Genomic DNA, 25302 nt, shown 5'->3' on the forward strand with positions numbered 1-25302 from the left:
GACCATTAATAAAAAATGGTCTCAACAATAATAGGAGGTAGATGATAATGATAGAGCCACATGGCGGATTACTGATTAACCGGGTGAATACAGAACTTACGGTGGACGAATACCAGCAAGAAGTACCGTTAGATTCCATTTCCTTAAGCGATCTTGAATTGATTGCAATCGGGGGATATAGTCCGTTAACTGGGTTCATGGGAGAAGAGGATTATCAAGCTGTTGTACAAACGATGCGTCTTAAAGATGGTCTTCCTTGGAGTATCCCGATTACGTTACCGGTGGAGGATGAAATCGCTCAGCACGTTGAAGTAGGGAAAAAGGTTAAATTAGTTCATGATGGGAACGTTTACGGTGTAATGACGGTTGAAGATATATATGAACCAGACAAACAGCTGGAAGCAGAGTGCGTGTATCAAACGACGGATAGGAATCACCCAGGGGTAAAAAAACTATTGGAACGGCCTAGTGTGTACCTAGGTGGTCCAATCACAATGGTACGATACCCGGAAAAACCAAAGTTCAAACCATTTTATTTAGAACCAGCTGAAACACGGAAGACATTCGAGGCACTCGGCTGGAAAACAATCGTCGGCTTTCAAACAAGAAATCCAGTTCACCGTGCTCATGAGTACATTCAAAAGACTGCGCTCGAGTCGGTAGATGGGTTATTACTACACCCGCTTGTAGGGGAAACAAAAGCCGGGGATATCCCGAGTGAGCTACGAATGGAATGCTATCGTGTCTTATTAGAAAATTACTATCCGGAAAACCGAGTGTTCTTATCCGTATTTCCAGCTGCAATGCGATACGCAGGGCCTAGGGAAGCGATTTTTCATGCATTGGTTCGTAAAAATTACGGCTGCACGCATTTTATTGTCGGACGTGACCACGCAGGGGTAGGAGATTATTATGGAACCTATGATGCCCAAGAAATTTTTAACCACTTCTCGAAAGAGGAAATCGGGATAACTATCCTTCGCTTTGAAAATAGTTTTTATTGCAGTAAGTGTGAAAGCATGGGGACAGCCAAAACGTGTCCACATGGGAAAGAAGATCATATCGCACTGTCTGGAACAAAGGTAAGAGCTATGCTAAGAGAAGGACAAATGCCACCGAAGCAATTCTCACGACCGGAAGTCGCTACTATCTTGATAAAAGGTATGTCTGAATCACTGATGAAAGCGGGGCGTTAAGAAGATGCAAAAAAACATTGTTTGGCATCCATCCGTTGTAACGAAGGAAGATAGGCATGAGCTTAATGGACATAAAAGCAGTGTCCTCTGGTTTACTGGCTTTTCGGGGTCTGGAAAATCAACTCTAGCAAATGAATTAGATGCACAGCTCTATAAATTGGGGATTAGAAGTTATGTGCTCGACGGAGATAATGTGAGACACGGACTGAACAAAGAGCTAGGTTTCAGTCCAGAAGATCGCGTAGAGAATATCCGCAGAGTCGGAGAAGTAGCGAAGCTATTTGTAGATAGTGGACTTATTGTCATGACTGCTTTTATTTCCCCTTATCAAAAGGATCGGGACCAGGTGAGACAATTGTTCCGAGACGATGAATTTATTGAAGTATTCATTGATTGTCCATTCGATGTTTGCGAGGATCGCGATCCGAAAGGGTTGTATAAAAAGGCACGAAGTGGTCAAATTCACGACTTCACTGGTATTGATTCTCCTTATGAGCCACCTGTTAATCCAGAATTGACGATTAATACGGCAGAAAATTCTGTGGAGGAAGCGGTTCAATTAATTATTGCGTTTTTGGAGTATAAGGGGATTATCACCTTATAAATTAACCGTGGAAGATTTATAGACCGGTTTCATTGAATAGCAAAATAATAGGAGAAGTATAAGCAGCCCAAATGCTTGTAATAATGGGCTGCTTATTTAGTATGGATAAGAACCTACGGAAAATTGCTTTTAAACAAAGGAAATAATGGAACTGATCAATATTCAAGAGATGCTAATGCTAGGTAACATTCACTAAATACTCTACTTATGTATGTAAGATATCTTATTTAATAAGAGTATATGGTCAATAGACTGGTACTATGAAGTGAAAAATTAAAGAGAGGGTTTTTTTTCAAATATCCCTGAAAAGCTTTTTCTAAAACAGAAGAACATAAAAGCATGCAGTGCGACAATTAAAATAGCTAAAAGAAGTAGAGAATGGTCGAGGAATATATGAAGTAAGAGAATGTTAGTAGTAATTGGTGCCAGTATTGAAAGGGCAAATGGGATAAAACGATTACTTAATAATAATAGACCACAAATAATTTCTAATGCTTTTTCAATAATGAGTAGATATTGAAATTCAAATAATGCCATTGCTTCAGGGCTTGTTGCGATAAAGGGTTCTAGGTTAAAAATTACAAAGTAACCATTTATACCTGCAATTAGAAATATGAAACCTAAAGAAATCCTAGAAAATGCAAGGAAGTAATTGGTCATTTTAAACCCACCTTATTTTTATATTTGAAAGAATTATAACATGTAATAAAATGGGGGTATATGGATTTATTAGACAATCGTAGCGCAAGTGTTTAAGAAGTAACTCATCATATTCAACTTGGTCTTAACTTGAGAAGGATAAGAATCCTTTGTTGAACCTTTACTTTAAGCACTAGGTTAATAAAAGGGAAGACTTCACAATAAGTGGGGTTATAATCCTCAAAGTTCTCTTTTATACTGGTAATTTCAGAAGTTAACTCCAAAGGAGACTAACGAATTTTGGAATCTTTCGGTATTGTGCCATCGGGTATGATTATTTAGTATGAACGGTATTATTTACTATTTGTCAGTTATTTCAGGTGATTCTAGATAATATATGTGTGTGTTTGGATTGATTAGGAGGCTTGGATATATGAATTATAAAAAACGAGTGATTATTACACTTGTAGGTAGTTTTCTTATCTTTACTATCGGTGTGTCTAGAATACAAACAGAATCTCTAACTTTTACTCCATTGTTTGTTGCGTATATTTTCGGAATTACTGGCTTAGTTGGGGTTATTACAAACGGTATAAAACTACTTCAAGCTAGTCAAAACAAACAATAGATATTAATTTTATTTTGATTGTACTTTTAAATAATACAGTGTGTGAGTAAAAAAACGTTTTAAAAAGACCCAATACCGATGACAGCAACTTATCAAATGCTGTGGGGAAGCCGGTTGTTGTAATAACGAAGGTGGATGGTAAGGAAGCTGTTTATAGTTAATTAATCTTGAAATGGATGCTGGAGTTATCGTTAAAAAACGCATCTACTATTTCTATTTGCTAGAGAAAAGCGCTAAAGAGTTACAGGTATCTGTTCATCGAAATGGATACATTTATGGCGAGTAAAGAGATTAGTACCTCTCTATCAAAAATACGAATATTAAATGGATCTGCTAAAAGAGTGGGTCCATTTTTTTTATTTAATGAAAGTTTCTCGAGTAAACGAAATGGAAATCTGGTAAATGGTCGAACCATAAAAAAGGTGCACAACCTATTATCAAGGACTTGCCCCATAAAAGGTCATACACCATTGCCTACTTGTATTTTATCTGTATTAGAGTTTCTTTTCAATAACAATTCATGGAAAGTATCTCTCAGCCTTAGGTCTGAGAGAGTTTCATGCTAATGCCTGTATTTTTTCTTTTCATAAAGTTTTATTATGGTAATCGTTAGGATGCTTTATTTAGGAACGGGGATGGAGAAAAACCCTAGAAACAGAGAAAGAGGGGGATTAGGAACATGAAGTTTAGAGATTTTCACCCGAATATTAAGTTAAGAATCATATTCGGATTTTTTAGCGAAATTATTGGAAGTATGATTTTTCCGTTTATGGCGATATACTTTGCCGTTCACTTTGGAGAAAAATTAACTGGTATTTTATTAATTTTAAACATTATCGTCGGTGCATTAGTCGGTTTCTATGGCGGATATCTATCCGACATTATGGGACGAAAAAAATTAATGGTAACTGCAGAAGTCATTCGTGCACTATCGTTAATCGTGATGACATTAGCCAACTCACCGTGGTTTGAATCACCAATATTAACCTTCGCGATGTTCTTAGTAGGAAGCATCTGCTGGGGGATTGAGGGGCCAGCTACGGATGCAATGCTTATTGATGTGAGTAAGCCGGAGCAGCGGAAGCTCATGTATGCCATCATGTATTGGTCTGGAAACCTCTCGATGGCAGTCGGGGGAGCAGTTGGAGCGTTCTTATTTGAAGATTTCTTGTTCTACTTGTTTATTGGCATGACAATTATGTCTATCGTCCTTGCATTTGTTTTGATCTTCTTTATTGAGGAAAGCTTCTATCCAGAGCAAGCATCGAAGCCGAAGGAGAAAACAGGAAGGCTACAAGTCTTCTCGGATATTTTTAAAAGCTATAAAACAGTAGCGACAGATAAAGTGTTTATTTTGTTTGTTATTGCTGGGTTGTTTATTCAGTCGCTTGAATTCCAATTAACGAATTATATTGCGGTTCGCTTGCATTCCGATATGCCAACCCAAGATGTTTTTCAATGGTCTATTGATGGGTTACAGATGACAGGTATTTTAAGAACAGAGAATACCGTGCTAGTAGTTATTTTTGCCGCATTAGTGACAAAGCTAATCCAAAACTATAAGGATAAGCATACGTTGGTATCCTCTATCATATTATTCACGATTGGTTATACGGCTATTAGTTATTTCGATAACATTTGGATCTTGTTCATCGCGATGGTCATTGCAACGATTGGAGAACTTATGCGAGTTCCTGTTCAACAAAGCTACATGGCTGCTATTCCACCAGATGATAAGAGAAGTAGTTACATGGCTGTTGGTGCATTCACGTATCAAGGCTCCATGATTTTAGCGTCACTATCCGTAACACTAGGGGCTTATCTATCTAAAGAAATGATGAGTATATTTCTATTAGTTACAGGGCTACTTGGATTGCTGATTATTAATCGTATCATTCCTAGCTTAGAAGAAAGAGTTCGAAAGCAAACAGAATCTAGCTCGGAAGAGAATCAAGATTATGCGATGCAGGAAGCTGTGGAGCAATAGAAATATTAGAAACCCAAGTCCAATCATTGGACTTGGGTTTTCTTTCTGTTTACGATAAATAATGAACTGTGAATAAGAAAGGGTGGGATGAATGAAAATTCTAGTTGTCGGAGCAAACGGGCAAATTGGAAAACATCTTGTTCGATTTATTCAAGATAGTAAAGATCATACGGCAAGAGCGATGATTCGTAATCCAGAACAAGCTGCTTACTTTAAAGAATTAGGGGCAGAAACGGTACAAGTGGACCTTGAAGGAGAAATAGAAGACATCGCGAAAGCAGCTGAAGGTGTGGATGCAATGGTATTCACAGCCGGATCTGGACCACACACAGGTAAAGATAAAACGATTATGGTTGATTTAGATGGAGCAGTAAAAACAATCGAAGCGGCTAAACAAGCTGGTGTTAATCGTTATGTGATGGTAAGCTCCTTTGATACAACACGCGAAGCTATTCAGGCAGCACCTGAATCCTTTGCTCCGTATGTGGCAGCAAAGCACTACGCAGATGAATGGCTACGAGCCACAGACTTGGATTACACGATTGTCCACCCGGGAGCTTTAACGAATAATCCTGGAACAGGACAAGTGCAAGCAGCGGCGAAAGTGGAGCGAGGAGAGGTTTCTCGTGAAGACGTAGCAGCAGTATTGTTCGGGGTATTAGAAAATGATACGACGATTGGCAAAGAATTTCAGGTCATTGGTGGATCTGTTACGATTCAGGAAGCGTTGAAAAAAATCTAATCTGTAAAAAGAACCTTGCAGCTATTAGCAAGGTTCTTTTATCATACAAATATGTAAGCGCTTAACGGATAGGATGCTTGTGTAGTTTATTGCGGTAAAATATAATTATGGTTTGTGCGCAATGAAAAGGGGAAGTCATATTAGATACAGTGAGGAGAAGCGAGATGAAGAGAAAGAAAATGGCTATTATGCTAGGGATAATTGTCGTGTTACTGGTTGTTTGTTTTTTCGGTGTTGGAAATTATTTTTATAATTACGCGTTAAAGGCGAACGATGAAAAGGAATTTCTAGAGGGGAATCCTCACTTAGAACAAAGTACAGCAGTGATAGCGAGTGTAGCGGAAGCGGCAGAGCAAGCGGATACGCAATTTGAATTATCGCACCCGCCTAAATCGGTGTCAATCGTTTCCGATGATGAGCTCAAGTTGAAATTGCACGCCAATCTTTTTGAAAACGAAGAAGAAACCTCGAAATGGGTGATCGTGGCACATGGATACACAGGAGAAGCGGCAGACATGACCAGATACGTACGTCATTTCTACGAGCAAGGATTCAACGTGGTTGCGCCTGACCTTCGTGGTCACGGACAAAGCGAAGGGGAATATATTGGAATGGGATGGCATGACCGTATGGATATGCTGCAATGGATTGACCAGATAACGGAGAAAGATCCGAACGCGCAAATCGCTCTCTTCGGTATTTCAATGGGCGGCGCAACCGTAATGATGACTTCTGGGGAAGACTTACCATCTAATGTGAAGGTTATTGTGGAGGATTGCGGATATGCCACGGTAAGTGACGTGTTTATTTATCAATTGAAGGATTTATTCGGGTTACCAGAATTCCCAGTGATGCAAGCCGCAAATATGGTAACAAAGGTGCGAGCTGGTTATGAACTATATGAAGCCTCGGCTGTAAAGCAAGTCGCAAAGAGCACAACTCCAATGTTATTTATTCATGGGGATGCGGACACATTCGTACCTTATCAAATGCTAGATGAGGTATACGATGCAGCCAAGGTGGAAAAAGAAAAGCTTGTCATTCCAGGAGCTGGCCATGGGGAAGCGGAAAAGGTAGATCCTGAGTTATATTGGGATACCGTTTGGGGTTTTGTTGGAAAGTATATGTAGTGGTATTTAAAATACAGGATGAGGGGATTATTGAGACCAAAAAGTTAAGTAATTTTAGTATTGTTACTATGTTCAAGAGACTCATTGGAGTCTTTTTATAATGGATACATGATTAAAATGATTTTTTACACAAATACTATGGCAAATAGAAAAAGAAAGGAACATTTTTTATGCCAATCCAAAACGATCATGAAATTCATGAACTATATGAACTATCCCAAAGGCTAGAAAAGTCAGCAAACATTGCAAAAAATAATGCAGACATCGAGCAAATCCAGCACGTTCAACAAAGACTTCGTGAGGTGCAGGATCAGATTCAACACGCACGAGGAAGAGCGATTAATGGGAGTGGAACTTCCACGGAACCATTATTTGAAGCGCAACAGCGTGTGGAAGAATGCCAGCACCAAATGGAACGAGCGCTCGTAAATCTACAAGCACAACAAGATAACGTCCAGCCTTAAACACCGTAACCTACCCTGTAGAGGGTAGGTTCTTTTCATTCAAGCAAGTTATTTGTAGGCACCATCTTCATGTTCTATACTGTTTTATGTGTCTTTTCATACTATAAAATTATTCAAAAGGAGTTTACATATGGGAAAACTAAACATCGGTATCATTTTAGGTAGTACTCGTGAAGGACGATTAAGTCCGCAGGTTGGAGAATGGGTGAAAGGGATTGCCGATAAGCGCGACGATGCGAATTATGAAATTGTCGACATCCTAGACTACAACCTACCATTACTCGGCACAACAGACGGTTCTGAGCCTGGGATTGCAGCATGGAACGAAAAGCTAGCAAGCTTTGATGGGTTCGTTTTTATCGTACAAGAATATAACCATAGTATTACCGGTGTTCTTAAAAATGCCATTGACCACGCGCGTGAACCTTGGAACAACAAAGCAGCAGGAATTGTAAGCTACGGTTCTACAGGTGGAGCAAGAGCGGCGGAACATCTTCGCGGTATTCTTGGCGAATTAATGATTGCAGATGTACGCGTACATCCAACACTATCCTTGTTCACAGACTTTGAGAATTTCTCTACTTTTAAACCAGCGGAGTTACATTTGAAAAATGTGAACGATATGCTGGACCAATTGAATGCTTGGAGCGGAGCGTTAAAAACACTTAGATAAAGAAAAGACCCTATTCCGGATGTACCAGGATAGGGTCTTTTCTTTGAGCAATTGTTGTCTTTATGCGGGGACTGGACGAGCTTTTCCTAAAACACCCTATATTATCTGCTAAACTATAACTAGCAAAAGGAGGGAACTCGATGGATCTTAATGTGTTTCAAGAGTGGGTAAAAGATTATTATGAACAGCGTGGTTGGGCAGAGTTGGATATTTTTATTCGAATTGGTTTTTTAGCCGAGGAGACTGGGGAAGTGGCTAGAGCAATTAGAGCGCTCGAAATCGGAAGAGACCGACCTGATGAGAGTGAACAATCGATTACAGAAAAGAAGCAGGAGCTAGTTGAGGAGCTAGGGGATGTGTTAGGAAATGTCATGATTATTGCTAATAAGTATGACATTTCGTTGGAGGAAATTCTTAAGTCTCATCAGGATAAGTTAACTAACCGTTATATTGAATCGTGAAGGGCTGGGACATAACGAAAAGGATAAGCCGAAAAGCCGAACAACAGCCTATACTAGCTCCGGAAATATACGTAGACTCCAGCGGGAAAAAGGCATCGGTGAGACCCCACAGTGCGTCAGCACGAGGAGGCTCACCAGCCCCCCGCGGAAAGCGTAGTATATTTCCGGAGCAGGGCATAGGCACTAATTATAATTGTTCGTTTTTTCATTGCTTCCTATTCTTTTGTCCCAGCCTCTTCACGATAATGTCATTTATCTTGGTCAACTTGTTGAAAGGTGTTGGTGCTTTTTTGCAAGACATCTGTTACTTTGTTTTGATTCATAAGTGTGTTTGATATCGTATTTTGTACCTTCTGCATACTCCCATTCTTCGCAATCCTTCCAATACTATAAACTGCAGCACTAGCTACTCCAATTGTGAATATAGTAGTCATTACACTGCGGTTATTCATACACGCTCCTCCTTAATAGTTCAATTCTTGATTTCTCCTAAAGGTCATCTAGTTTAGTTTACATAAGGAGGAAATTAGTATTCGTTATAAATAGGAGTGGGCTTATATGATTTTCAGTATTGAAAATTTGTTACTATATGCCTATAAATTATGCTAAAATGACTACAAAAACATAAAGCAGTAGAGTAGGATGGTCAGGATGCCCAAACCCAACGAGAATGTTCCCCGTATAAAAAGAGAAATTTATCTATTAATAGCTCTTTTAGGGTTAGTCTTCTTTTCAGTAAGATCTCATCTAGATTTTATCTATGGGATTAGTTTGTGTTTTACTAGTGTTTTTTTATTTCTTCTTTTAAGACTGTTTGGACTGCGTTGGGCAATGATAGCAGGTCTGGTCAGTCTAATACTCATTCCATTTGATTGGATGCACGTCTTACATCACGGAATCCTGCTATTAGAAATACTATTCGTCAGTTTATTCTTTTTAAATGGTAGAGCTGCGAAAATGTTTTTTGTCGACTTTTTTTACTGGATAACGTTTGGCTTAGTCGCCACCGTATTATTTTATAAGTCATTTTTATCTGGCTATCCCTTATACTTCCAAATCTCTAAAGAGATTGTAAATGGCTTATTTAATGTGTTTGTAGCAGACATGCTGTTGGCATATCTTCCTTTTTATAAAATGTTTAGCAAGAAAAAGGTGAATCCTAATAATGTATCCATTCATCAATTTCTTTCTCACATCACCTTACTTTCTATATTTATACCGTTTTCTTTGGGTTCTATTAGTAGTGTGGTACAAGCTAATGATTTCTCAGTTTATCAAATTGAAGACATGTCCAAGTATGCAATGAGTCGACTGGATGACGAAATGGAACATGTAGTTAACAGTAATGGGTCCATTGATGAAAAAGCCCTGCAAGAACTCGTTCAGTCTGATGAGTTTGCTAATCATTCCTTTTACATAGTAGATGAAAAGCAACATGTAGTTGCTGCCAGGTCCACTAATCTCCATTTAAATGAAACGTATCGACTTAAGGATCATTATGAAGTCGATTCCTTTTCTTCCGATGTTTCGGTTGCTCTACCAAAGGAAGAGGAGGGACTTTTTTCTGTAAATAGATGGAGTAACGGTCAGTTTATATATGAAGACTCGTTGGAATTTGCACCGTTAAACGTTTTTTTTGCTGTTCCAATTTTCTCTCACCAAGAGATGGTCTATCGAAACTTACTCACACAACTTTTGCATGCTCTTTTGTTAGCTGTTTGTCTATTTCTACTAGTTGGAACAGTGAGCCGTTTATTTATGAAAAACTTAAATAAATTAACGGTTGCCACAACCGGGCTACCAGATAAGATTAAGCAGTTTGAGGCGGTGGAGTGGCCACGAAGCTATATAGCAGAGTTGCGCACGTTGACAAAAAATCTTATGGGAATGGCGGACAAAATAAAAGAATTATTTGAAGATAGTCATCATATGACAGAACGACTAACGGATCAAACCGTTATGTTGAAAAAGTCAGAAGATAAATTGCATCATTTAGCTTATTATGATGGATTGACGCAGCTTCCAAACCGTCTCCATTTCCAGAACTTTGTTCGAAGCTTAATCACGCTAGACTCCATTCAGTCCTTTGCAGTCATTTTTATCGACTTAAATCAGTTTAAGCAAGTGAATGACACGCTCGGACACGATGCGGGAGATGCCTTACTACAAATGACTGCTGATCGTCTGAGAGCATTACAAGTAAAGCATGAGCGAGAGGTCTTTCGACTTGGAGGAGATGAATTTGTTATCGTTCATATTGTCCAAAGTGAAGCAGAGGTTCACAATTCCCTCGATAAGATTTTTGAAGAATTCTCCCATCCGTTCTTGATGCATGATCAAACATTATTTATAACACCTAGTGTTGGAGTAAGTATGTATCCATTCGATGGGGATGATTTAGATGCCCTTGTGAAGTGTGCAGATATTGCGATGTATGCTTCGAAAGAAAAAGGTGGAAACATCGCACAATTCTTTAACGAATCAATGCGAGATAGGTTCCAGCAACAGCTTATTATTGAAAATGCACTAAGACAAGTGGTGGATTGTGGCTGTGGATTTGAGTTGTTCTATCAGCCTAAAGTGAAAGCCAATCGCGTAACTGGAATGGAAGCATTACTTCGATGGAATCATGATGAGCTAGGACCTGTATCGCCAGGTGTTTTTATTCCTGTGGCAGAGGACAATGGATTAATCTTCCAAATTGATGAATGGGCTCTTTATCAAGCCTGTAAACAAAATAAGCAATGGCAGGATCAAGGTTTATTGAAAATTCCAATCTCTGTTAATATTTCTGCCAAGCATTTTCAGCAGGATATGCTTGTTACGCTGATAGAGAAGGTGTTAACGGACTCAGGATTGGCCCCTCAGTATCTGAAGATTGAAATTACAGAGAGTGTATTTATCAAAGATCCGGAACATGTTGTAAAGGTTATTGAGAAGCTAAAGAGCATAGGTGTTTTAATTTCTATTGATGATTTCGGAAAAGGATACTCTTCCTTAAATCATTTATTAGAGCTTCCAATCGATGAAGTGAAGATTGATAGACAGTTCATTGAAGGTATTGACTTGGATCCAAAGAAAGGGTTATTCGTAAATTCTATTCTGGATATAGCACGTGGACTAAACTTAAACTTAGTTGCAGAAGGCGTGGAAACGGAATGGGAGAAAGCAACATTAGAAGAGATAGGAGACTTTGAATTGCAAGGATATCTATTTAGCCGACCTGTTGATATGGATGGGATGGAACGTTACCTGTACTCAGAAATTACGAATTTTAGTCAGTATTATAGTGATAATTAATAGTGAATACCAGGCTTAGGTAAATGCTTAAGTTTGGTTTTTTTTATGTTAGTTAAGATTCTATAATAGTTTAAAAATCCATCGCCTTGCACAGTTCTTCTATGGTTAGGTTTTGCTCTTATCTCTTTATCCTAATCGAAAGTTCCCCATCCAGTTCAAAATTGCCCCCACTTCATTACAATATTTCACAATAAAACATAATAATTTCCAGATGGAAATGGAAAATTAGATAAACTAATTTATATATTCTGAAACGGTTGGCTTTTCATAATCGTCTTACTAAAAAGCTAAAAGGAGTGATGTTCTTGGAAGTACAGAAAGATTCATCCAGTGAAAGAGCATTAGAGGAAATAATGGATGCATACGGTGAAGAAGTTAAACGATTAATTTTTAGCTATATAAAAGAGTGGAATATAACCGATGATTTAACTCAAGATACTTTTCTAAGCGTATACCTTCATCTAGACTCTTTCCAAAGCAAGTCTAAGCTAAGAACCTGGATTTATTCAATAGCAATTAACAAATGTAAGGATTATTTAAAATCCTGGAAATATAAAAAGGTAATTGTTACTAATAAGTTTTTTGGCATCAACCAAACCACGAACCGTTCACCAAGTAAATGGATAGAAGAAAAAGAAAGTAAAGATGAACTCATTGAGAAAGTGTTACAGCTACCAACTAAATATAGAGAGCCTATACTGCTCTATTACTTTCAGTATTTCACAATTACTGAAATATCTGAGATTACAAAAATAAAGGCTTCCACAATTAAAACAAGGATCCACCGTGCAAAGAAGCTATTACGTGTGGAGCTGGAGGGAGATATAGATGAATAATCAGCACTATAAGCGTAGATTGGATACCTATATTTCACATGATAGTGTGTTTACAGAAAGAGATAAACAAAAGGTATTTCAGAAAATAAAGGAATTAAGTAATGAACCAGTAACTAAAAAAAGAAATACAAAATTTTTATTTGCAAAATATGTAGGACCGATTGTACTTGCACTTCTCATGGTTGGTATAGTAGGTTTTCTCTTACAGAATCTTTCACAAAATAATCTAGAGGAGAAAAGTGTAACGGAAAAAGAATATGAGTTTCCATCCGCAGAAATCATACAAAATAAAGTAAATGAGCTGATTGAGAATTTCGAGCTTGGCATGACACATGAGCAAGTAAAAGAAACGTTTGGAGAGGATTATATATCTGGTGAGGCACAGAATCCAGAGGGGGAGCCTTTTTCCTATTGGACCTATTACTATTATAAGAACCCCAATATAACTGGAGGTGCGCCAATCCCAGGTGATATTGATATTCAAAATCTTGGTCAAAAACATGTTGGAATAGAGTTCTCCATATTTTGGAGAGATAAAAAAGTATTGTTTGCGACAGTAGCCTATCGTACAAGTGAGAATATAAAAGTAATGGAATTTAAAAGGGACGGAGATATTTCAGAGTACACAGTGAATAACTGGTAAGCTTAGAAAGGTGCTCAGAATGATTTGAGCATCTTTTTTTGAGTCAAAAGTTATATTGAATAGTTACTCCTTCATCATGAAATACAATTAAAAATTCTGAATAATTGAATATATTTAGTAGCGTCTTTTGTCTAAATATGATAGATATAGATTTAAGACTACATAAGACAAAATTTCGTAAATAGAAAACGAGTAGAGTAGAGGGTGGAAGTATTTCCCTATCCAACTGGGATAAACATGGAAGTATAATGGAAACAGAGACACATTGTATGATTGCATAGGAGGGAAATTCTGTATGATAGAAAGACAGGTTAAAACAGGTGTAGATGGACTTGACCGAATATTATTTGGAGGAATACCTCAAGGAAATACAGTACTTGTAGAAGGGCGGCCTGGTGCGGGGAAAACTATTCTTGGAATGCAGTTTTTATATTATGGTTCGGTTCATTACAATGAGCCTGGTATCTATATTACATTCGAGGAATTTCCTGATCAGATTTATAAAGATATGAAACAATTCGGTTGGGACATTCAAAAGTTGGAGAAGGAAAATAAATTACGTGTTATCACATTGTCTCCAGAAGTGCTAATGGATCAAATTATGAAACCTGATGGACTTTTTGACCGTCTTGTTAAAGAGATTGGATGTAAAAGAATTGTTGTTGACAGTATTAGTTTATTTCAGTACTATTACTCTTCGCAAATTGACCAAAGAAAAGTCATCTATACGTTGCGTAATACGTTGCGTAAGTATGGCTTAACCTCTATTTTATTAAAGGAGATAGCATCTGTAGAAGAGGAAAATATATCCTTTGTAAATTATCTCGTTGACGGTGTAATTTCCCTAAATCTTACTCCTCATTTTGAGAACTATCGAAAACGAATACTAGAAATTACAAAGATGCGTGGAAGCAAGATACAGGAAGGAGAGCACCTTTATCGAATTACGGAGAATGGCCTTCACCTAATTCCCGCATTAACGTTAATAGAAGATGAATTGGTGACTACTTCTAATCATGTCATATCAACTGGCCTTCCAAACTTAGATCAAACATTGGATGGTGGAATTCACAGTGGGGCTACATTTACCATCGATACAAATAGTAAATCAAATTATAAGTATTTAGTTATTGCTATTACTGCTAACCATATCCAAGCGGGTGATAAGGTTTTAATTATTCTTTCCAGCCTTTCAACCATATCTCAATTTGAAGAAGCATTTAAAAAATTCAATATAGACTTGCAGAAACTGGCTAAAGAAGGAAAGGTTGTTTTTGTGGAGCACTATAAACGAAGTGCCCCCTTGCCATATAAAGACGCTGTAATACATGTTTCGGATTTAGATAATGAACAGTACAGACAAACATTACAAAAAGAATTATTTCCAATGATGGCGAATGGTGAAAAATGGTTTGTATATTATGACTTAAATACCGTTGCAACACACCATGGTTATGAATATGTAAAAAGATTCTTTGGAGTGGAAGTAGCGAGGGTTAACTCTATTTGTGCAAGTATGCTAGTTCTAACAAATTTCAAAGAGCTTGGAGAGGAAACGGCTAGCTTTATTGAAAGATCGAGCCATGGTGTTATTCGAACATGGGTAGATGGGAATTATCAGTTTTTACAAGTAACAAAAAGCCCGAATGGAAAAATTTCAGAACCACTAGTTCTTGAAAAAATAAATGATAAACCGTTTATTCGGTTAGTGTAGGAGGAAGAGGAATGAATAATCCTCAAGCTATCTTTCCTTTACAGTTGGAATGTACTTTATACTTCGAAACGAATCAATATGCGTATGAAACAGTAGAGGGGCTATCATTACGTCTAGGAAGAAATGCGGCAGATTTGGTCAAGACCCTCGAACATTTAGTTAAACTAGACATTCTACAAGTTGATGGAGAAGGATTAAATGCTGTCTATTGCTATAATCAACCGAAGCTAGTGAGTGGAGTTGAACTGTCATGGGAAAAGAGCTGAAAAACGTTCAATCACTACAAGATGCATTTGCTAAGATGCTAAATGTTGCCTGTTTGATTTCTGATAGTGATGGGTTCCAAATTACGGAAATTTCTGGTTCTACTAAATTTTTGCAGCACTTAATCAATACATTTGATTTAAGGCAGGAAAGACTCCGCATATTGAATCACCTGGGGATGATAACAAGCCCTGTATTTTATGATTATGAACCTGGTATAAAAGGGATCATTGCACCAGTAAGAATAAAAGGGGAAAATAAATTTTTTGTTTGGACGACTTTTGTTGTTGAAAGTGGAACAAAGGAGTTAATTCATAACTTTTTTAGAGAAAATGATTCGGAAAACTATCAAAATTTAATAGGTGCTATAGATGAGTTGCCAGAGGTTAGTAATCTAGAGAAGGAAGAAATGTTAAGGCACGTTGGGGTACTCTGTGAGTCGGTATCACATTCTTTCTTAGCTAATTATCCTGAAAAAAACCTACATTTATTCTCCGGTATCCACGAAAGTTTGCAGCATTTGACTACAGAAGAATCTTCTTTAGAAACGATCTTGAAACGCATAATCGACAGTGATGATTTAATAGATTTTGTAGGTGTGGCAGAGAAAACGGAAGAGGATTTTTATACCATTACGTATTTTCATGGTCCAGACCATAGTACTTTATTAAACAGAGGCTTTTCAACTGGAGAGGGTTTTTTAGGTCAAGTTATTGCTACTGGAAATGGTATGGTATGGGAAAATGTCGTGAAGGATCCAAGAGTATCCTTCTATACTTCAAATCATGTCAAACCGTTGAGTATATTCGGCTATCCTTTATCGAATCAGGAGAAGACATTCGGTGTATTTTTTGGGGGGAGTATCTCTAGCAAAATACCTCAACAGGATTTTGACCTTTACGGTCGAATGGTTGCCAATATTATTACGATTCAACTGCAAAAGAGTTTGATGGAACGGACAATGGATCAACAATTGCTGAAAATCTCTACATTTAATGATATTTTACACTTAATGATTTCTACAAATGATTTAAAAAAAATACTGTTTATACTTGTTGATATAAGCGTAAACCTTACCAATAATAGCGTCTCATGTATTATACTAAAACCTGTTCATGGTGAAAAACAAGCAACCGTTATTTCAAGAGGAATGACCTCTAACTATATTCAAAAACTGGGTGGAATAATAGCGGAAAACTATTTTGATAATCAGGATCAGATGAAGCTTTCTTCGATGACTGTTACTCAAGAATCAACTGAGCAACCAATATTGTTAATTCCAATAACCTTTCGTGGAGATGTATTAGGATGCTTGGCGATTGGCATGGCAGGTGTAGAAAAGTTCGATGAAGTGAAGCAATTCCTAACAAATCTTTGTACGGCTGCTGGAGTACTATTATCGATGAATCACACTTTTATAAGTAAAGAAAATAAAATTATACAAACGTTAGAGCTAAGTATGTCCCAATTGAATGGGCAAATTTATGAAGAGGTAAAGGAAGAACAAAAGCTTCTTAGAGCGTTTGGTGAAAGGAAACGATACACAAAAAAAGAGCTAGAAATGCTGGTGCAAGCAGGAGTGTTGAAAGTATATGATGAAGATGTGTTACAACTTTTGCTACCAGGTCACAGTAGCTTGTTACTAATAAAAGAATACAAGGACTTAGTTTCAAAAGGGGAAAAAACTCCAAAGGATGGAGAAATAGCATATAGTGAAGAAGCTCAACTGTTATATATGATTTCGAGCTATATGAAGGGAAAGAAACAAATTAACCAGATTCTATCTTTACCTTTTGTAGATAGGGAAATTAAGCAGGATTTTCACAGGTTGGTGACAAAGGATGAGCTTGTTGAAGGTGTTATTGAGTTACCCTCCTCCCAATCCGATGGAAATAAAAATCTTTTTGAACAGATTCATAAGCATTTTAAAATATCTAATAGAGAAAAAGAAGTATTAAAATTAGTTGTTGAAGGATTTAATAATAGAGAAATAGCAGAGAGGCTTTATATTAGTGATCACACCGTGAAAAATCACATTTCGAGCATTTTTCAGAAGTTAAATGTTACGGACCGTGCTCAAGCTATAGCAAAAGTTTACCAGTCCATTAATTAGGAAATTCAATACGTTAAAAAGAATCCGTTTTTAAAAATGGGTTCTTTTTTTATTATTCTAAACAGACTTGAATAGCTTCTAGGAGTTCATTCCTAATTTTTGAGGACTAATAAACAATAGGATAAACAGGTGATATAAACAATGCTCTACCTATAGCAAAATAGGTATAGAAAGTGTGTAAGAACGGAAGGAGAGCTCTGTAGGTGTTTATGCTATTTATGCTAATTGTTTGTTTGGTGTGCTTCCTAGTATCACAACATGTAATTGGGAAAAGAAAGGAAGAGCCCAAAAGTAGGGATAACGATAACGTAGTACTTATTCACGAATTAAAGATGGCTATGAAAAAAGGGGACCTTACCTTATTTTATCAACCCATTCTAAATAAAAAAGGGGAGATTGTATCGGTGGAGGCACTTTTAAGGTGGAATCATGATCAGTACAAATTTGTATCCCCAGAACTAGTTATTGATCTAGCTGAAAAAAGTGGACTAATATTTGATCTTGGCGAATGGGTATTACGAGAATCTTGCCATCAATTAAAGGACTGGCATCAGCAAGGTCTTGAGTCGTTAAAATTAAACGTAAATTTATCACCTATGCAGTTCTTAGATAATACATTGGTTTCTAGAGTGGAAGCGGTATTACAGGAGGTAGATTTGAGCTCAAAGTATTTAGAACTAGAATTAACCGAAACATTTGATATTTTTTCTATTAAAAACAGCATCGACCAGTTATATAAGTTAAAAGCTATTGGTGTAAGCATAGCTATAGATGACTTCGGAATGGGATTTTCCTCCTTTAAATGTATTCATCAATTACCAATTGATCAAATAAAAATTGATCGATCCTTTGTGTGGAAGCTGCATGCTGATGATTATAAGTCACATGCCATCATTAAGTCTATCATTTATCTAGCAAAGGAGCTTCAGCTAGAAGTTGTCGCGGAGGGCATTGAAACTAGTAAACATTATCAAGTTTTAGCAGAGTACGCTTGTGATAAATTCCAAGGGTACTACTTTCACAAACCGTTAAGTCATATGGACTTTCAGAATCAGTTTATACTTCAAACAGCTAAAAAATGAAGAAAGCGGTGTTTATTTTGGTGAACAGTCCTTTTTTAGAAGATTCATTGTATGTTGATATGTATCCTTTTATGCATATTTTATTAACTCTGCATATACAAATAAGATCCGGGCAACCAATCCAAGAGTCAGTATTTCATACACTCTTACCAACAGAAGTAAAGAGACATGTTTTTAGGCAATTAGCTCGTAAAGGGATACTTCACATGGGTTCTGAATATGGAGACATCTACTACTATATGACTCCTACTATGACGAAGCTATCGCTAGATAAAGGATAAAGAAATAGGAAGTAAATCCTATTCTTCAGTTTTGATGAGAAATAGGATAGATGGGGGAATGACCAAAATAATTTAGAAAAGTAAAGTAGTGTTATAAAAACTTTTAAATAAAAAGTAATATCCGGGCATACATTCAAAATCTTTGAAAAAGAGTAGACAAGTCTTAGTTCTTAATCCGTCTATCATAGACGGATTAAGAAAGGATGGTTGACTTTAAACTTTATTGCGTGGTCGTCTTCGACACAATTCGCAGGGAGTCAACTTAACACGTGACCTTGATAAAACAAGGATGCCGCTAATGAGGATTAAATAAAAAGGGATGTGGCATATAAATGAAAAGTCTCTTTAAAAAGGGTTGGAAAAAGAATCGAGCTAAAGCTGAGTTCACTTTAATACGTTCTTATGAAGATCTTAAGAAAAAAGCTCTATTTAGTTGGGTTGTTTCTCGTTGTGTAGAAGCATTGGATTGGAAGGAGTTTAAACAAGACGAACTAATCTTGATGTCATTTGTTATTGACCCTTTCGCCAATCCTATTAAAGGTGAAAAATTTAAAGAATTATTGGATGTCGCACAAAAGGCAGTTACATGGATAGATTCGAATTCCATTATTGAAGATGAAATGAAATTTATCCAGCTCTCTTATCTACCTAAAAGGCTTCTCATAAAAGTACTAACTCAAGCGCAATTAGATGTGAAAAGGCAGAGGAAAAAAGAAAGTGAGACAGAACCAGTATGGGAAGTTTACCGAGACGTCATTTATGCGTCCACTAATGGGCACTTTCTTTTAATAAAAAATGATGAGTTAACACGCTATAAACAAGGTGACTTATTGTGCGAAGTGAAGATAGAGAAAAGAGAGGATGTCCCTAAGGCTAGACAGCTTGCAAAAGGTGTGTTTACTGATTTAGAAATTTTGTCATCTCGTCTAGCAAGTTACAATCTAGTGATCTCAGAAGCTGTTACGAACGTGATTAAGCATGCGAAGAGTGGGAAGATGGAGATTTATAAGGATCAAGACGTTCTCCGAGTTGTAATAGAGGATAGTGGTCCTGGTTTCCCACTTAAATCACTTCCTAAAATGACATTAATGGCTGGTTTTTCCACAAAAGAATCACTAGGCCAAGGTTTCACACTTATGATGAAAATCACAGATCAAATCATGCTTGAAACATCAGCTAGTGGTTCTACTCTCATTCTCCTCTTAGATGGTAAAAAAAATAAGATGGAGCAGCATTCTCTCTTAGTAGAATCCAAGAAATAGAGTCAGAGTTGAGGAGGAAAATAGTATGGCAACAGATAGAGAGCTAGGCAATAAGTTTCCATCATTAAAAAAACAGTTTACTATCCGGATAATTGTGCTTCTGCTTGTAATTGCAGTTGCTTTCGCTTCCTTTCAAGTATTTTTGATACACAAGCACACTCACGACAGTATATCTCGAGAGATTCAAATCATCTCAAAGTCCATTGAATATGTTATCCAAAAAAACGATCTTGCAACGAAAGAGTTGGAGAAACAACTAGATTACCGATTAGTCCGCGACTCCTACATAGTTGCTGAGAGATTAACTGAGGGTACTCTACAGAGTGTTACGAATGGAGAATTAGTTAAATGGAGTAGAGAACTTGGTATAGCTGGAATAAACCTATGGGAGATACAGCAAAATGACATCGTCAATATAAGCTCAACTAATCCTGAAAATGTAGGGTTACAGTTACGGCAACAAAACCCTTTTGGAGATGTAATGATGAGGTCTTTCTTGAATGGGGCTATGACAGGAGAGACAACATCGTTGATCAGTTATAAAACAGACGATGTTGTGGTTCTTAAATTTAACGAATCAATTACTCATTCGGACACTCCTGAACATTATAAGAATGCTTATTATAATGTACCAGGTACTAAATTTTTAATTAATCCTTTCCTAGAAGTAGACAACTTCGAAACAATTAATTATAAGGTAGGACACGCTGAATGGTTTAGTGAAATAAAGCAATCAAGTGATTACGTTCATGAGATTGCTATTATAGACCCAAGTATCCTAAAGAAGGGTGCTTCTAGCCTTCAAGAGGTAGTATGCGGTGAATATACGTTTCAAGATAATAAAGACATACAGATCATTCAATCGATGATAAAGGATGGCAAAAGAAAAAGTTATTCGGAGACATACAATGGCAAAGAAATCTATAAATCTTTTTTACCAATGGAAGATGGAAATGTAATATATATTGCACTTCGATATAGTGAGCTAAAAAATTCGGAACATTTTTCTACAGTAGTTCTTGTTCTTTCAGGCATCATTTCCTTATCTGTACTGGTTTTATATTCCACTGGCTTCTTTAGTAGTATTTATTCGAATATTCAAAAAGTAAGAAAGCAAATTTTAAAGCTTGAGAATGGAGACTTCACTGCACGAAATGTTGTTACTAGTAAGAATGAGATAGGAGAGCTTTCCAATAGTGTAAATAAAATGGCGAGCTCGTTAAATGATGTCTTGGTTAATACGTATAAACATGCAGTTAAGACCGAGTGTCATGCGTATCTGTTAGAGACAGAAACGAATAAGACGGTCGATAAGGTTTATAACATGTCCATCGACTATACATCAACTGCACGCGAAACGATAGCTGAGGTTACTTATTTATTTGACCATTTAGAAGAATTTTTAAATCAAGTTCAAACAAAGGAGTCCGCATTGTTGATTGGACAAATTCAAGCTATTAAACAATTGATAGGAAAGCAATCCGATGTGACAACTAATATGACGATTACATTATCGGATTTAATTCAATCACTAACTAGTCAGTCTTCCTCATTATCTGAAATTTCAAGAAAATTAATGGATAATATAGACCAGTTTCGGTTAAATCATGACAATATAGATGAATAGGGTGAAGTAGATGGAGGAATTCGTTAAAGTAACGAAAAAGAGAGATGGAAATGTGTGTACCATCTATATTGATGGTTTCTTGGATTATTCAACGATAGATCCATTCACAGAAGAAATTATATCCATTGAAGAAAGTGTACAACAAGTAATTATTGATTGTTCAGAGTTGGAGTTTATTGATTCTACTGGTATAGGTGCCATTATAAATTTATTACATGTTAGTAGAGAGAAAAAATTCCAAATTCAATTAGATGGTATGAATGAAGCCGTTAAAGACTTATTCCAAACTATCGGGTTATTTGAAATTATGAAATCCTTTAATGAGGGAGGTAATTAATATGTTTCGAAGAGAGCTTTCCTATAATACTCCTTATTCGAACGAGTTGAGCAAAACACTGGAGCGGGAAATTAAATTAGCACGTAACATTCAAATGAAGCTTTTAAATGGGGAAAAACCGACCATTGATAAAGGGGAAGTATCGGGTCTTTCTATACCTGCGCGGCTTATTGGCGGTGATTATTTTGACTTTTATGTTCTGCCCAATAGAAAAGTACGAATTGTAATAGGGGATGTAATGGGAAAAGGAATACCTGCTGCGATGTTAATGATTCTTACTCGAGGTGCCTTTCGTAGTGCATCGGAAAGCACAAAAGGACCAGGTGATACTCTTTCTGCAATGAATAAAGCTTTGTATTCAGATCTTCGAACACTTGGATCTTTTGTCACAGTGTTGTGTGCAGATTGGGATCCTATTACTAAGGTACTATCGTATGCAAGTGCAGGTCATAGCTTTCCGATTGTTTGTGATTCCCCAGAAAAGATCGAAGAGCTTCCGAAAACAAAGGGAGTTATGCTTGGAGGATTACCGGACACCTCCTATGTAGAGAATGAGCTAGTCTTGTCAGATGAGACGCTTGTTTTCTTTTATACAGATGGTATTACAGAGGCGAGAAATCAAGAGGGGCAAATGTATAAGAAAGATAGGTTAAAAAATACACTTCTTAAAACTGCATCACAGGATGTAAATGAAATTGAAGAGGCTATTGTCCATTCGATAGAAATATTCACGAATAACGCTCCCCAAAAAGATGATATTACGATGGTTTTACTAAAAGTAAATAAGGATGAAACGAAAATAACAAGCTATAATTTCCCAGTAATAAATCAATAGGAGGGGATGGGTATGCAGAGTATTATTTCTAAAGGGAAAAATATTGAGGAAGCCATTCACTTAGGGTTAAAAATCTTGAACTCGTCCAAAAGCGAAGTGGAAATAGAAATATTGCGAATGGAGAACACCGGATTTATTGGTTTAGGAAAAAAACCAGCGGTAGTAAAGTTGTCATTGAATAACAAACAACATGTAACGGAAATAACTGATGGTTATACGTCTATGGAACAAATTGTGGAGGACTTAACGGTAGAGGAAGCAGCTACGCCAGTCGAAGGGAAATATTCACACCATACGAATTCAGAATCAAAAAAAGGGAAGGCATGGGTGCAGGACAATGTACTTTTTGTAATGGACTCACCATCTCACTATTCAACAGTTACAATTGGTGAAGGTATCCAGCTCAGAAAAAATAATATAGTTGTAACAGATAAAAGTACAGTAGTATCTGAAAAAGATGACATAATATTGGAATATGATAAAGAAAAAGTACAAGAAACCCAATGGGAGATTTCTATCAATAAAGAAAAATTAGCGGTTTTCCTTAACGTTAATCCGGGATACATTGCTCACTATCATATCGCAAATGTAGAACCGAATGAGCATATTGCATTAGTTTTAGAAGAGAGAAGAGAGATTAAAAATACGTTAACTTATCAGGATGTAATCACAAAATTACAAGAATTACAAGTTGCATATGGAGTTCATCCCACGGAGATTCTTAAGGCACTTAAGAGTACTGATCAAAGAAGCTATCAAATCGCGACGGGGAAGAATAGTATTCCTGGTGTAGATGGACGGGTGGAAATAGTAGTTGATACTAACATGACAAATAGTCTGAAGGAAGATCAACATGGGAAGGTAGATTTTAGGGAAAGAAAAATAATACCTGCCGTACAAAAAGGTGAAATAGTTGCGATCATACATCCTCCGATTCCTGGAGAAGCAGGGATTCTAGTCACTAACGAACCATTACGGGTGTCCAAGGTACACCCGATTGTTGTCAAGGTAGGAGACGGTATTGTGATGGAAGCGGATAAACTTATTGCAACAGAATCTGGTCGTCCTCATATTGAACAAAGGGGTCAACTTGTAAAAGCAAATATATACCCAAAACTTGTACACGAAGGGAACATTAATTTAGAATCTGGAAATATTAGATTTAGTGGAGACGTTGAAGTTTTGGGTGAGGTTCAAGAGAATATGTTGGTAGAAGCGGATGGCGATATTTTAGTACATCGATCAGTAAGTGAAGCTAAGCTAGACTCCTTGAACTCTATTACGATTAAGGGTAATGTTATTGGTTCAGAGATTTCTGCTGGTAAAAACAATATGCTTGTTGCTGAATTAGGTCATTTATTGGGTACGATGTATGAGCAGATTAAAAGGATGATTGCTGTAATAAATCAACTAACCAATTCACCTGGCTTCAAGTCAAATGATTTTTTGATTACTGGATTACAACCTTTAATAAAAATTCTCGTAGAAAAGAAGTTTAAAGGTTTTATCGATTTGGCTAAGAAGTATCAACTTGTTATGGAAAGAGGAAAAAATTATTTTGAAAAAGATGATGGTTGGGTTCAAATATCTGATTCTATTAATCGTATCTTTATGTCCCTTTCAACAACCCCCATCACATTAGATCATTTATTGGATTTATCAGAATCTATAAAGGGGTTATATATTATTAGTGAGACTCCGGTGGAACCGAATTCTTATATAACCGTATCAGATGCAATCCATAGTAGATTATATTGTAGTGGCAATGTGAATATTACGGGTAAAGGTTGTATTAATACCAAAGTGCATGCTGGAGGAAAATTGATTATTTCAGGTGTTGTCCGGGGTGGACAAGTTTACGGCCGACTGGGTGTAGAGGTCTATGAAGTTGGGTCTAACAGTGGTACTAAAACAACCGTAGCTGTTCCGCATGATCAAACTATTAAGATGACAAGAGTGATGGAAGGGGCGGTATTGAAAATAGGTAATGTGAGTTATACATTACAGGAGGATAGAAAAGATGTGGAGGCCTATTTAGACGAGAACAATCAAATCGTGTTTAAATAAATGGAGGGTCAGCTATGTTGAAGTTTTCATTAGTAGAAGAAGAGATTTACTTAAATGTATTATTAGATGGTGATTTAGATATTGAAGGCACTGAAATTATTGATGATGATTTAACACCAAAATTATTAAAGTTAAAATCAGTAAATCTTGACTTTACAAGTGTTCCTTTTGTAGATTCAACAGGAATGGGATTATTGATTAGCTTAGTTCAAAAATTAAAAGAACAAAACATTGGTATAACGATTTCTAATGTAAGTGAAGAGGTTCATGAAATATTTGAACTTCTTCAGCTATCCGAAATACTTGGGGGGGAAGTATTGGGTAAACCAACTCCTTCAAAGGGATAGTCCGTTTACTTGAATCGTTCGTTTCTAATTGTAAAAATAATAATGCAAGGTTAATTATGAATTAATAAAC

The 25302-nt window shown here is 36.8% G+C and carries 24 protein-coding genes and 2 pseudogenes; 24 read left to right on the top strand and 2 right to left on the bottom strand.

Features of this window, described 5'->3' with window-relative positions; genetic code table 11:
- Positions 1 to 41 precede the first annotated feature (41 nt).
- Together sat and cysC are read left to right on the top strand one after the other, a co-directional pair.
- Positions 42 to 1196, top strand: a complete 1155-nt coding sequence (gene sat / locus FN924_RS04675) for a sulfate adenylyltransferase (protein WP_143892281.1) — start codon at positions 42 to 44, stop codon at positions 1194 to 1196.
- A gap of 4 nt (positions 1197 to 1200) precedes the next feature.
- On the top strand, positions 1201 to 1800 hold the full coding sequence (gene cysC, locus FN924_RS04680) for an adenylyl-sulfate kinase (protein WP_143892282.1): 600 nt from the start codon (positions 1201 to 1203) through the stop codon (positions 1798 to 1800).
- 273 nt (positions 1801 to 2073) lie between these two features.
- Here the strand turns inward: cysC and FN924_RS04685 are convergent, their stop codons facing one another.
- Positions 2074 to 2460 carry a hypothetical protein gene (locus FN924_RS04685; protein WP_143892283.1) on the bottom strand — a complete coding sequence of 129 codons (387 nt, stop codon included), beginning with the start codon at positions 2458 to 2460 and terminating at the stop codon, positions 2074 to 2076.
- 412 nt (positions 2461 to 2872) lie between these two features.
- On the opposite strand from FN924_RS04685, the gene FN924_RS04690 reads away from it, so the two are divergent.
- The 7 genes from FN924_RS04690 to FN924_RS04720 all read left to right on the top strand — a co-directional run bounded on the left by FN924_RS04690 (position 2873) and on the right by FN924_RS04720 (position 8524).
- The gene (locus FN924_RS04690; RefSeq protein ID WP_143892284.1) at positions 2873 to 3067 is read left to right on the top strand and encodes a hypothetical protein; all 195 of its coding nucleotides are present in this window, start codon (positions 2873 to 2875) and stop codon (positions 3065 to 3067) included.
- 679 nt (positions 3068 to 3746) lie between these two features.
- On the top strand, positions 3747 to 5054 hold the full coding sequence (locus tag FN924_RS04695; protein ID WP_143892285.1) for an MDR family MFS transporter: 1308 nt from the start codon (positions 3747 to 3749) through the stop codon (positions 5052 to 5054).
- Positions 5055 to 5145: 91 nt separating this feature from the next.
- Entirely contained in the window at positions 5146 to 5796 is a 651-nt protein-coding gene (locus tag FN924_RS04700) for an SDR family oxidoreductase (protein ID WP_143892286.1), read from the top strand.
- 179 nt (positions 5797 to 5975) lie between these two features.
- Positions 5976 to 6926, top strand: coding sequence for an alpha/beta hydrolase (locus FN924_RS04705; protein WP_407692015.1), 951 nt, complete (start codon positions 5976 to 5978; stop codon positions 6924 to 6926).
- A 170-nt stretch (positions 6927 to 7096) separates the two neighbouring features.
- Entirely contained in the window at positions 7097 to 7390 is a 294-nt protein-coding gene (locus FN924_RS04710) for a hypothetical protein (protein WP_143892288.1), read from the top strand.
- 130 nt (positions 7391 to 7520) lie between these two features.
- A complete protein-coding gene (locus FN924_RS04715; protein WP_143892289.1) occupies positions 7521 to 8063 on the top strand; it encodes an NADPH-dependent FMN reductase in 543 nt (180 codons plus the stop codon).
- A 140-nt stretch (positions 8064 to 8203) separates the two neighbouring features.
- A complete protein-coding gene (locus FN924_RS04720) occupies positions 8204 to 8524 on the top strand; it encodes a MazG nucleotide pyrophosphohydrolase domain-containing protein (RefSeq protein ID WP_143892290.1) in 321 nt (106 codons plus the stop codon).
- Positions 8525 to 8772: 248 nt separating this feature from the next.
- Here the strand turns inward: FN924_RS04720 and FN924_RS04725 are convergent, their stop codons facing one another.
- Positions 8773 to 8976, bottom strand: coding sequence for a hypothetical protein (locus FN924_RS04725; RefSeq protein WP_143892291.1), 204 nt, complete (start codon positions 8974 to 8976; stop codon positions 8773 to 8775).
- A 379-nt stretch (positions 8977 to 9355) separates the two neighbouring features.
- Between FN924_RS04725 and FN924_RS04730 the strand changes: the two genes are divergently transcribed.
- The 15 genes and pseudogenes from FN924_RS04730 to FN924_RS04795 all read left to right on the top strand — a co-directional run bounded on the left by FN924_RS04730 (position 9356) and on the right by FN924_RS04795 (position 25232).
- Complete coding sequence (locus FN924_RS04730; RefSeq protein WP_228409571.1) at positions 9356 to 11824, top strand: putative bifunctional diguanylate cyclase/phosphodiesterase; 2469 nt, start codon at positions 9356 to 9358, stop codon at positions 11822 to 11824.
- A gap of 305 nt (positions 11825 to 12129) precedes the next feature.
- The gene (locus tag FN924_RS04735; protein WP_158633932.1) at positions 12130 to 12660 is read left to right on the top strand and encodes a sigma-70 family RNA polymerase sigma factor; all 531 of its coding nucleotides are present in this window, start codon (positions 12130 to 12132) and stop codon (positions 12658 to 12660) included.
- Complete coding sequence (locus tag FN924_RS04740; RefSeq protein ID WP_143892294.1) at positions 12653 to 13303, top strand: hypothetical protein; 651 nt, start codon at positions 12653 to 12655, stop codon at positions 13301 to 13303. The genes FN924_RS04735 and FN924_RS04740 overlap by 8 nt, the downstream gene beginning before the upstream one ends.
- Positions 13304 to 13598: 295 nt before the next feature.
- Entirely contained in the window at positions 13599 to 15017 is a 1419-nt protein-coding gene (locus FN924_RS04745) for a DUF7125 family protein (RefSeq protein WP_143892295.1), read from the top strand.
- A gap of 11 nt (positions 15018 to 15028) precedes the next feature.
- Positions 15029 to 15283 (top strand): hypothetical protein, encoded by a 255-nt coding sequence (locus tag FN924_RS04750; protein WP_143892296.1) that lies wholly within the window; start codon positions 15029 to 15031, stop codon positions 15281 to 15283.
- 35 nt (positions 15284 to 15318) lie between these two features.
- A pseudogene (locus tag FN924_RS19840) lies at positions 15319 to 15672 on the top strand (hypothetical protein); the annotation flags it as partial.
- 1548 nt (positions 15673 to 17220) lie between these two features.
- Positions 17221 to 17394: pseudogene (locus FN924_RS19845) on the top strand (response regulator transcription factor); the annotation flags it as partial.
- A gap of 209 nt (positions 17395 to 17603) precedes the next feature.
- Entirely contained in the window at positions 17604 to 18476 is an 873-nt protein-coding gene (locus tag FN924_RS04760; RefSeq protein ID WP_228409645.1) for a putative bifunctional diguanylate cyclase/phosphodiesterase, read from the top strand.
- A 20-nt stretch (positions 18477 to 18496) separates the two neighbouring features.
- Positions 18497 to 18757 (top strand): hypothetical protein, encoded by a 261-nt coding sequence (locus tag FN924_RS04765; protein ID WP_158633934.1) that lies wholly within the window; start codon positions 18497 to 18499, stop codon positions 18755 to 18757.
- A 332-nt stretch (positions 18758 to 19089) separates the two neighbouring features.
- Complete coding sequence (locus tag FN924_RS04770; RefSeq protein WP_143892300.1) at positions 19090 to 20019, top strand: ATP-binding protein; 930 nt, start codon at positions 19090 to 19092, stop codon at positions 20017 to 20019.
- Positions 20020 to 20044: 25 nt separating this feature from the next.
- Complete coding sequence (locus tag FN924_RS04775) at positions 20045 to 21646, top strand: methyl-accepting chemotaxis protein (RefSeq protein ID WP_143892301.1); 1602 nt, start codon at positions 20045 to 20047, stop codon at positions 21644 to 21646.
- 10 nt (positions 21647 to 21656) lie between these two features.
- Positions 21657 to 21983: an STAS domain-containing protein gene (locus tag FN924_RS04780; RefSeq protein WP_143892302.1), complete on the top strand. Its 327-nt coding sequence runs from the start codon at positions 21657 to 21659 to the stop codon at positions 21981 to 21983.
- A gap of 1 nt (position 21984) precedes the next feature.
- Entirely contained in the window at positions 21985 to 22818 is an 834-nt protein-coding gene (locus FN924_RS04785; RefSeq protein WP_143892303.1) for a PP2C family protein-serine/threonine phosphatase, read from the top strand.
- 12 nt (positions 22819 to 22830) lie between these two features.
- Entirely contained in the window at positions 22831 to 24885 is a 2055-nt protein-coding gene (locus FN924_RS04790; RefSeq protein WP_158633935.1) for a flagellar assembly protein A, read from the top strand.
- Between the two features lie 14 nt (positions 24886 to 24899).
- Positions 24900 to 25232 carry an STAS domain-containing protein gene (locus tag FN924_RS04795; protein ID WP_194709688.1) on the top strand — a complete coding sequence of 111 codons (333 nt, stop codon included), beginning with the start codon at positions 24900 to 24902 and terminating at the stop codon, positions 25230 to 25232.
- Positions 25233 to 25302 lie beyond the last annotated feature (70 nt).

This window comes from Radiobacillus deserti, from assembly GCF_007301515.1.
Taxonomy (GTDB): domain Bacteria; phylum Bacillota; class Bacilli; order Bacillales; family Amphibacillaceae; genus Radiobacillus; species Radiobacillus deserti.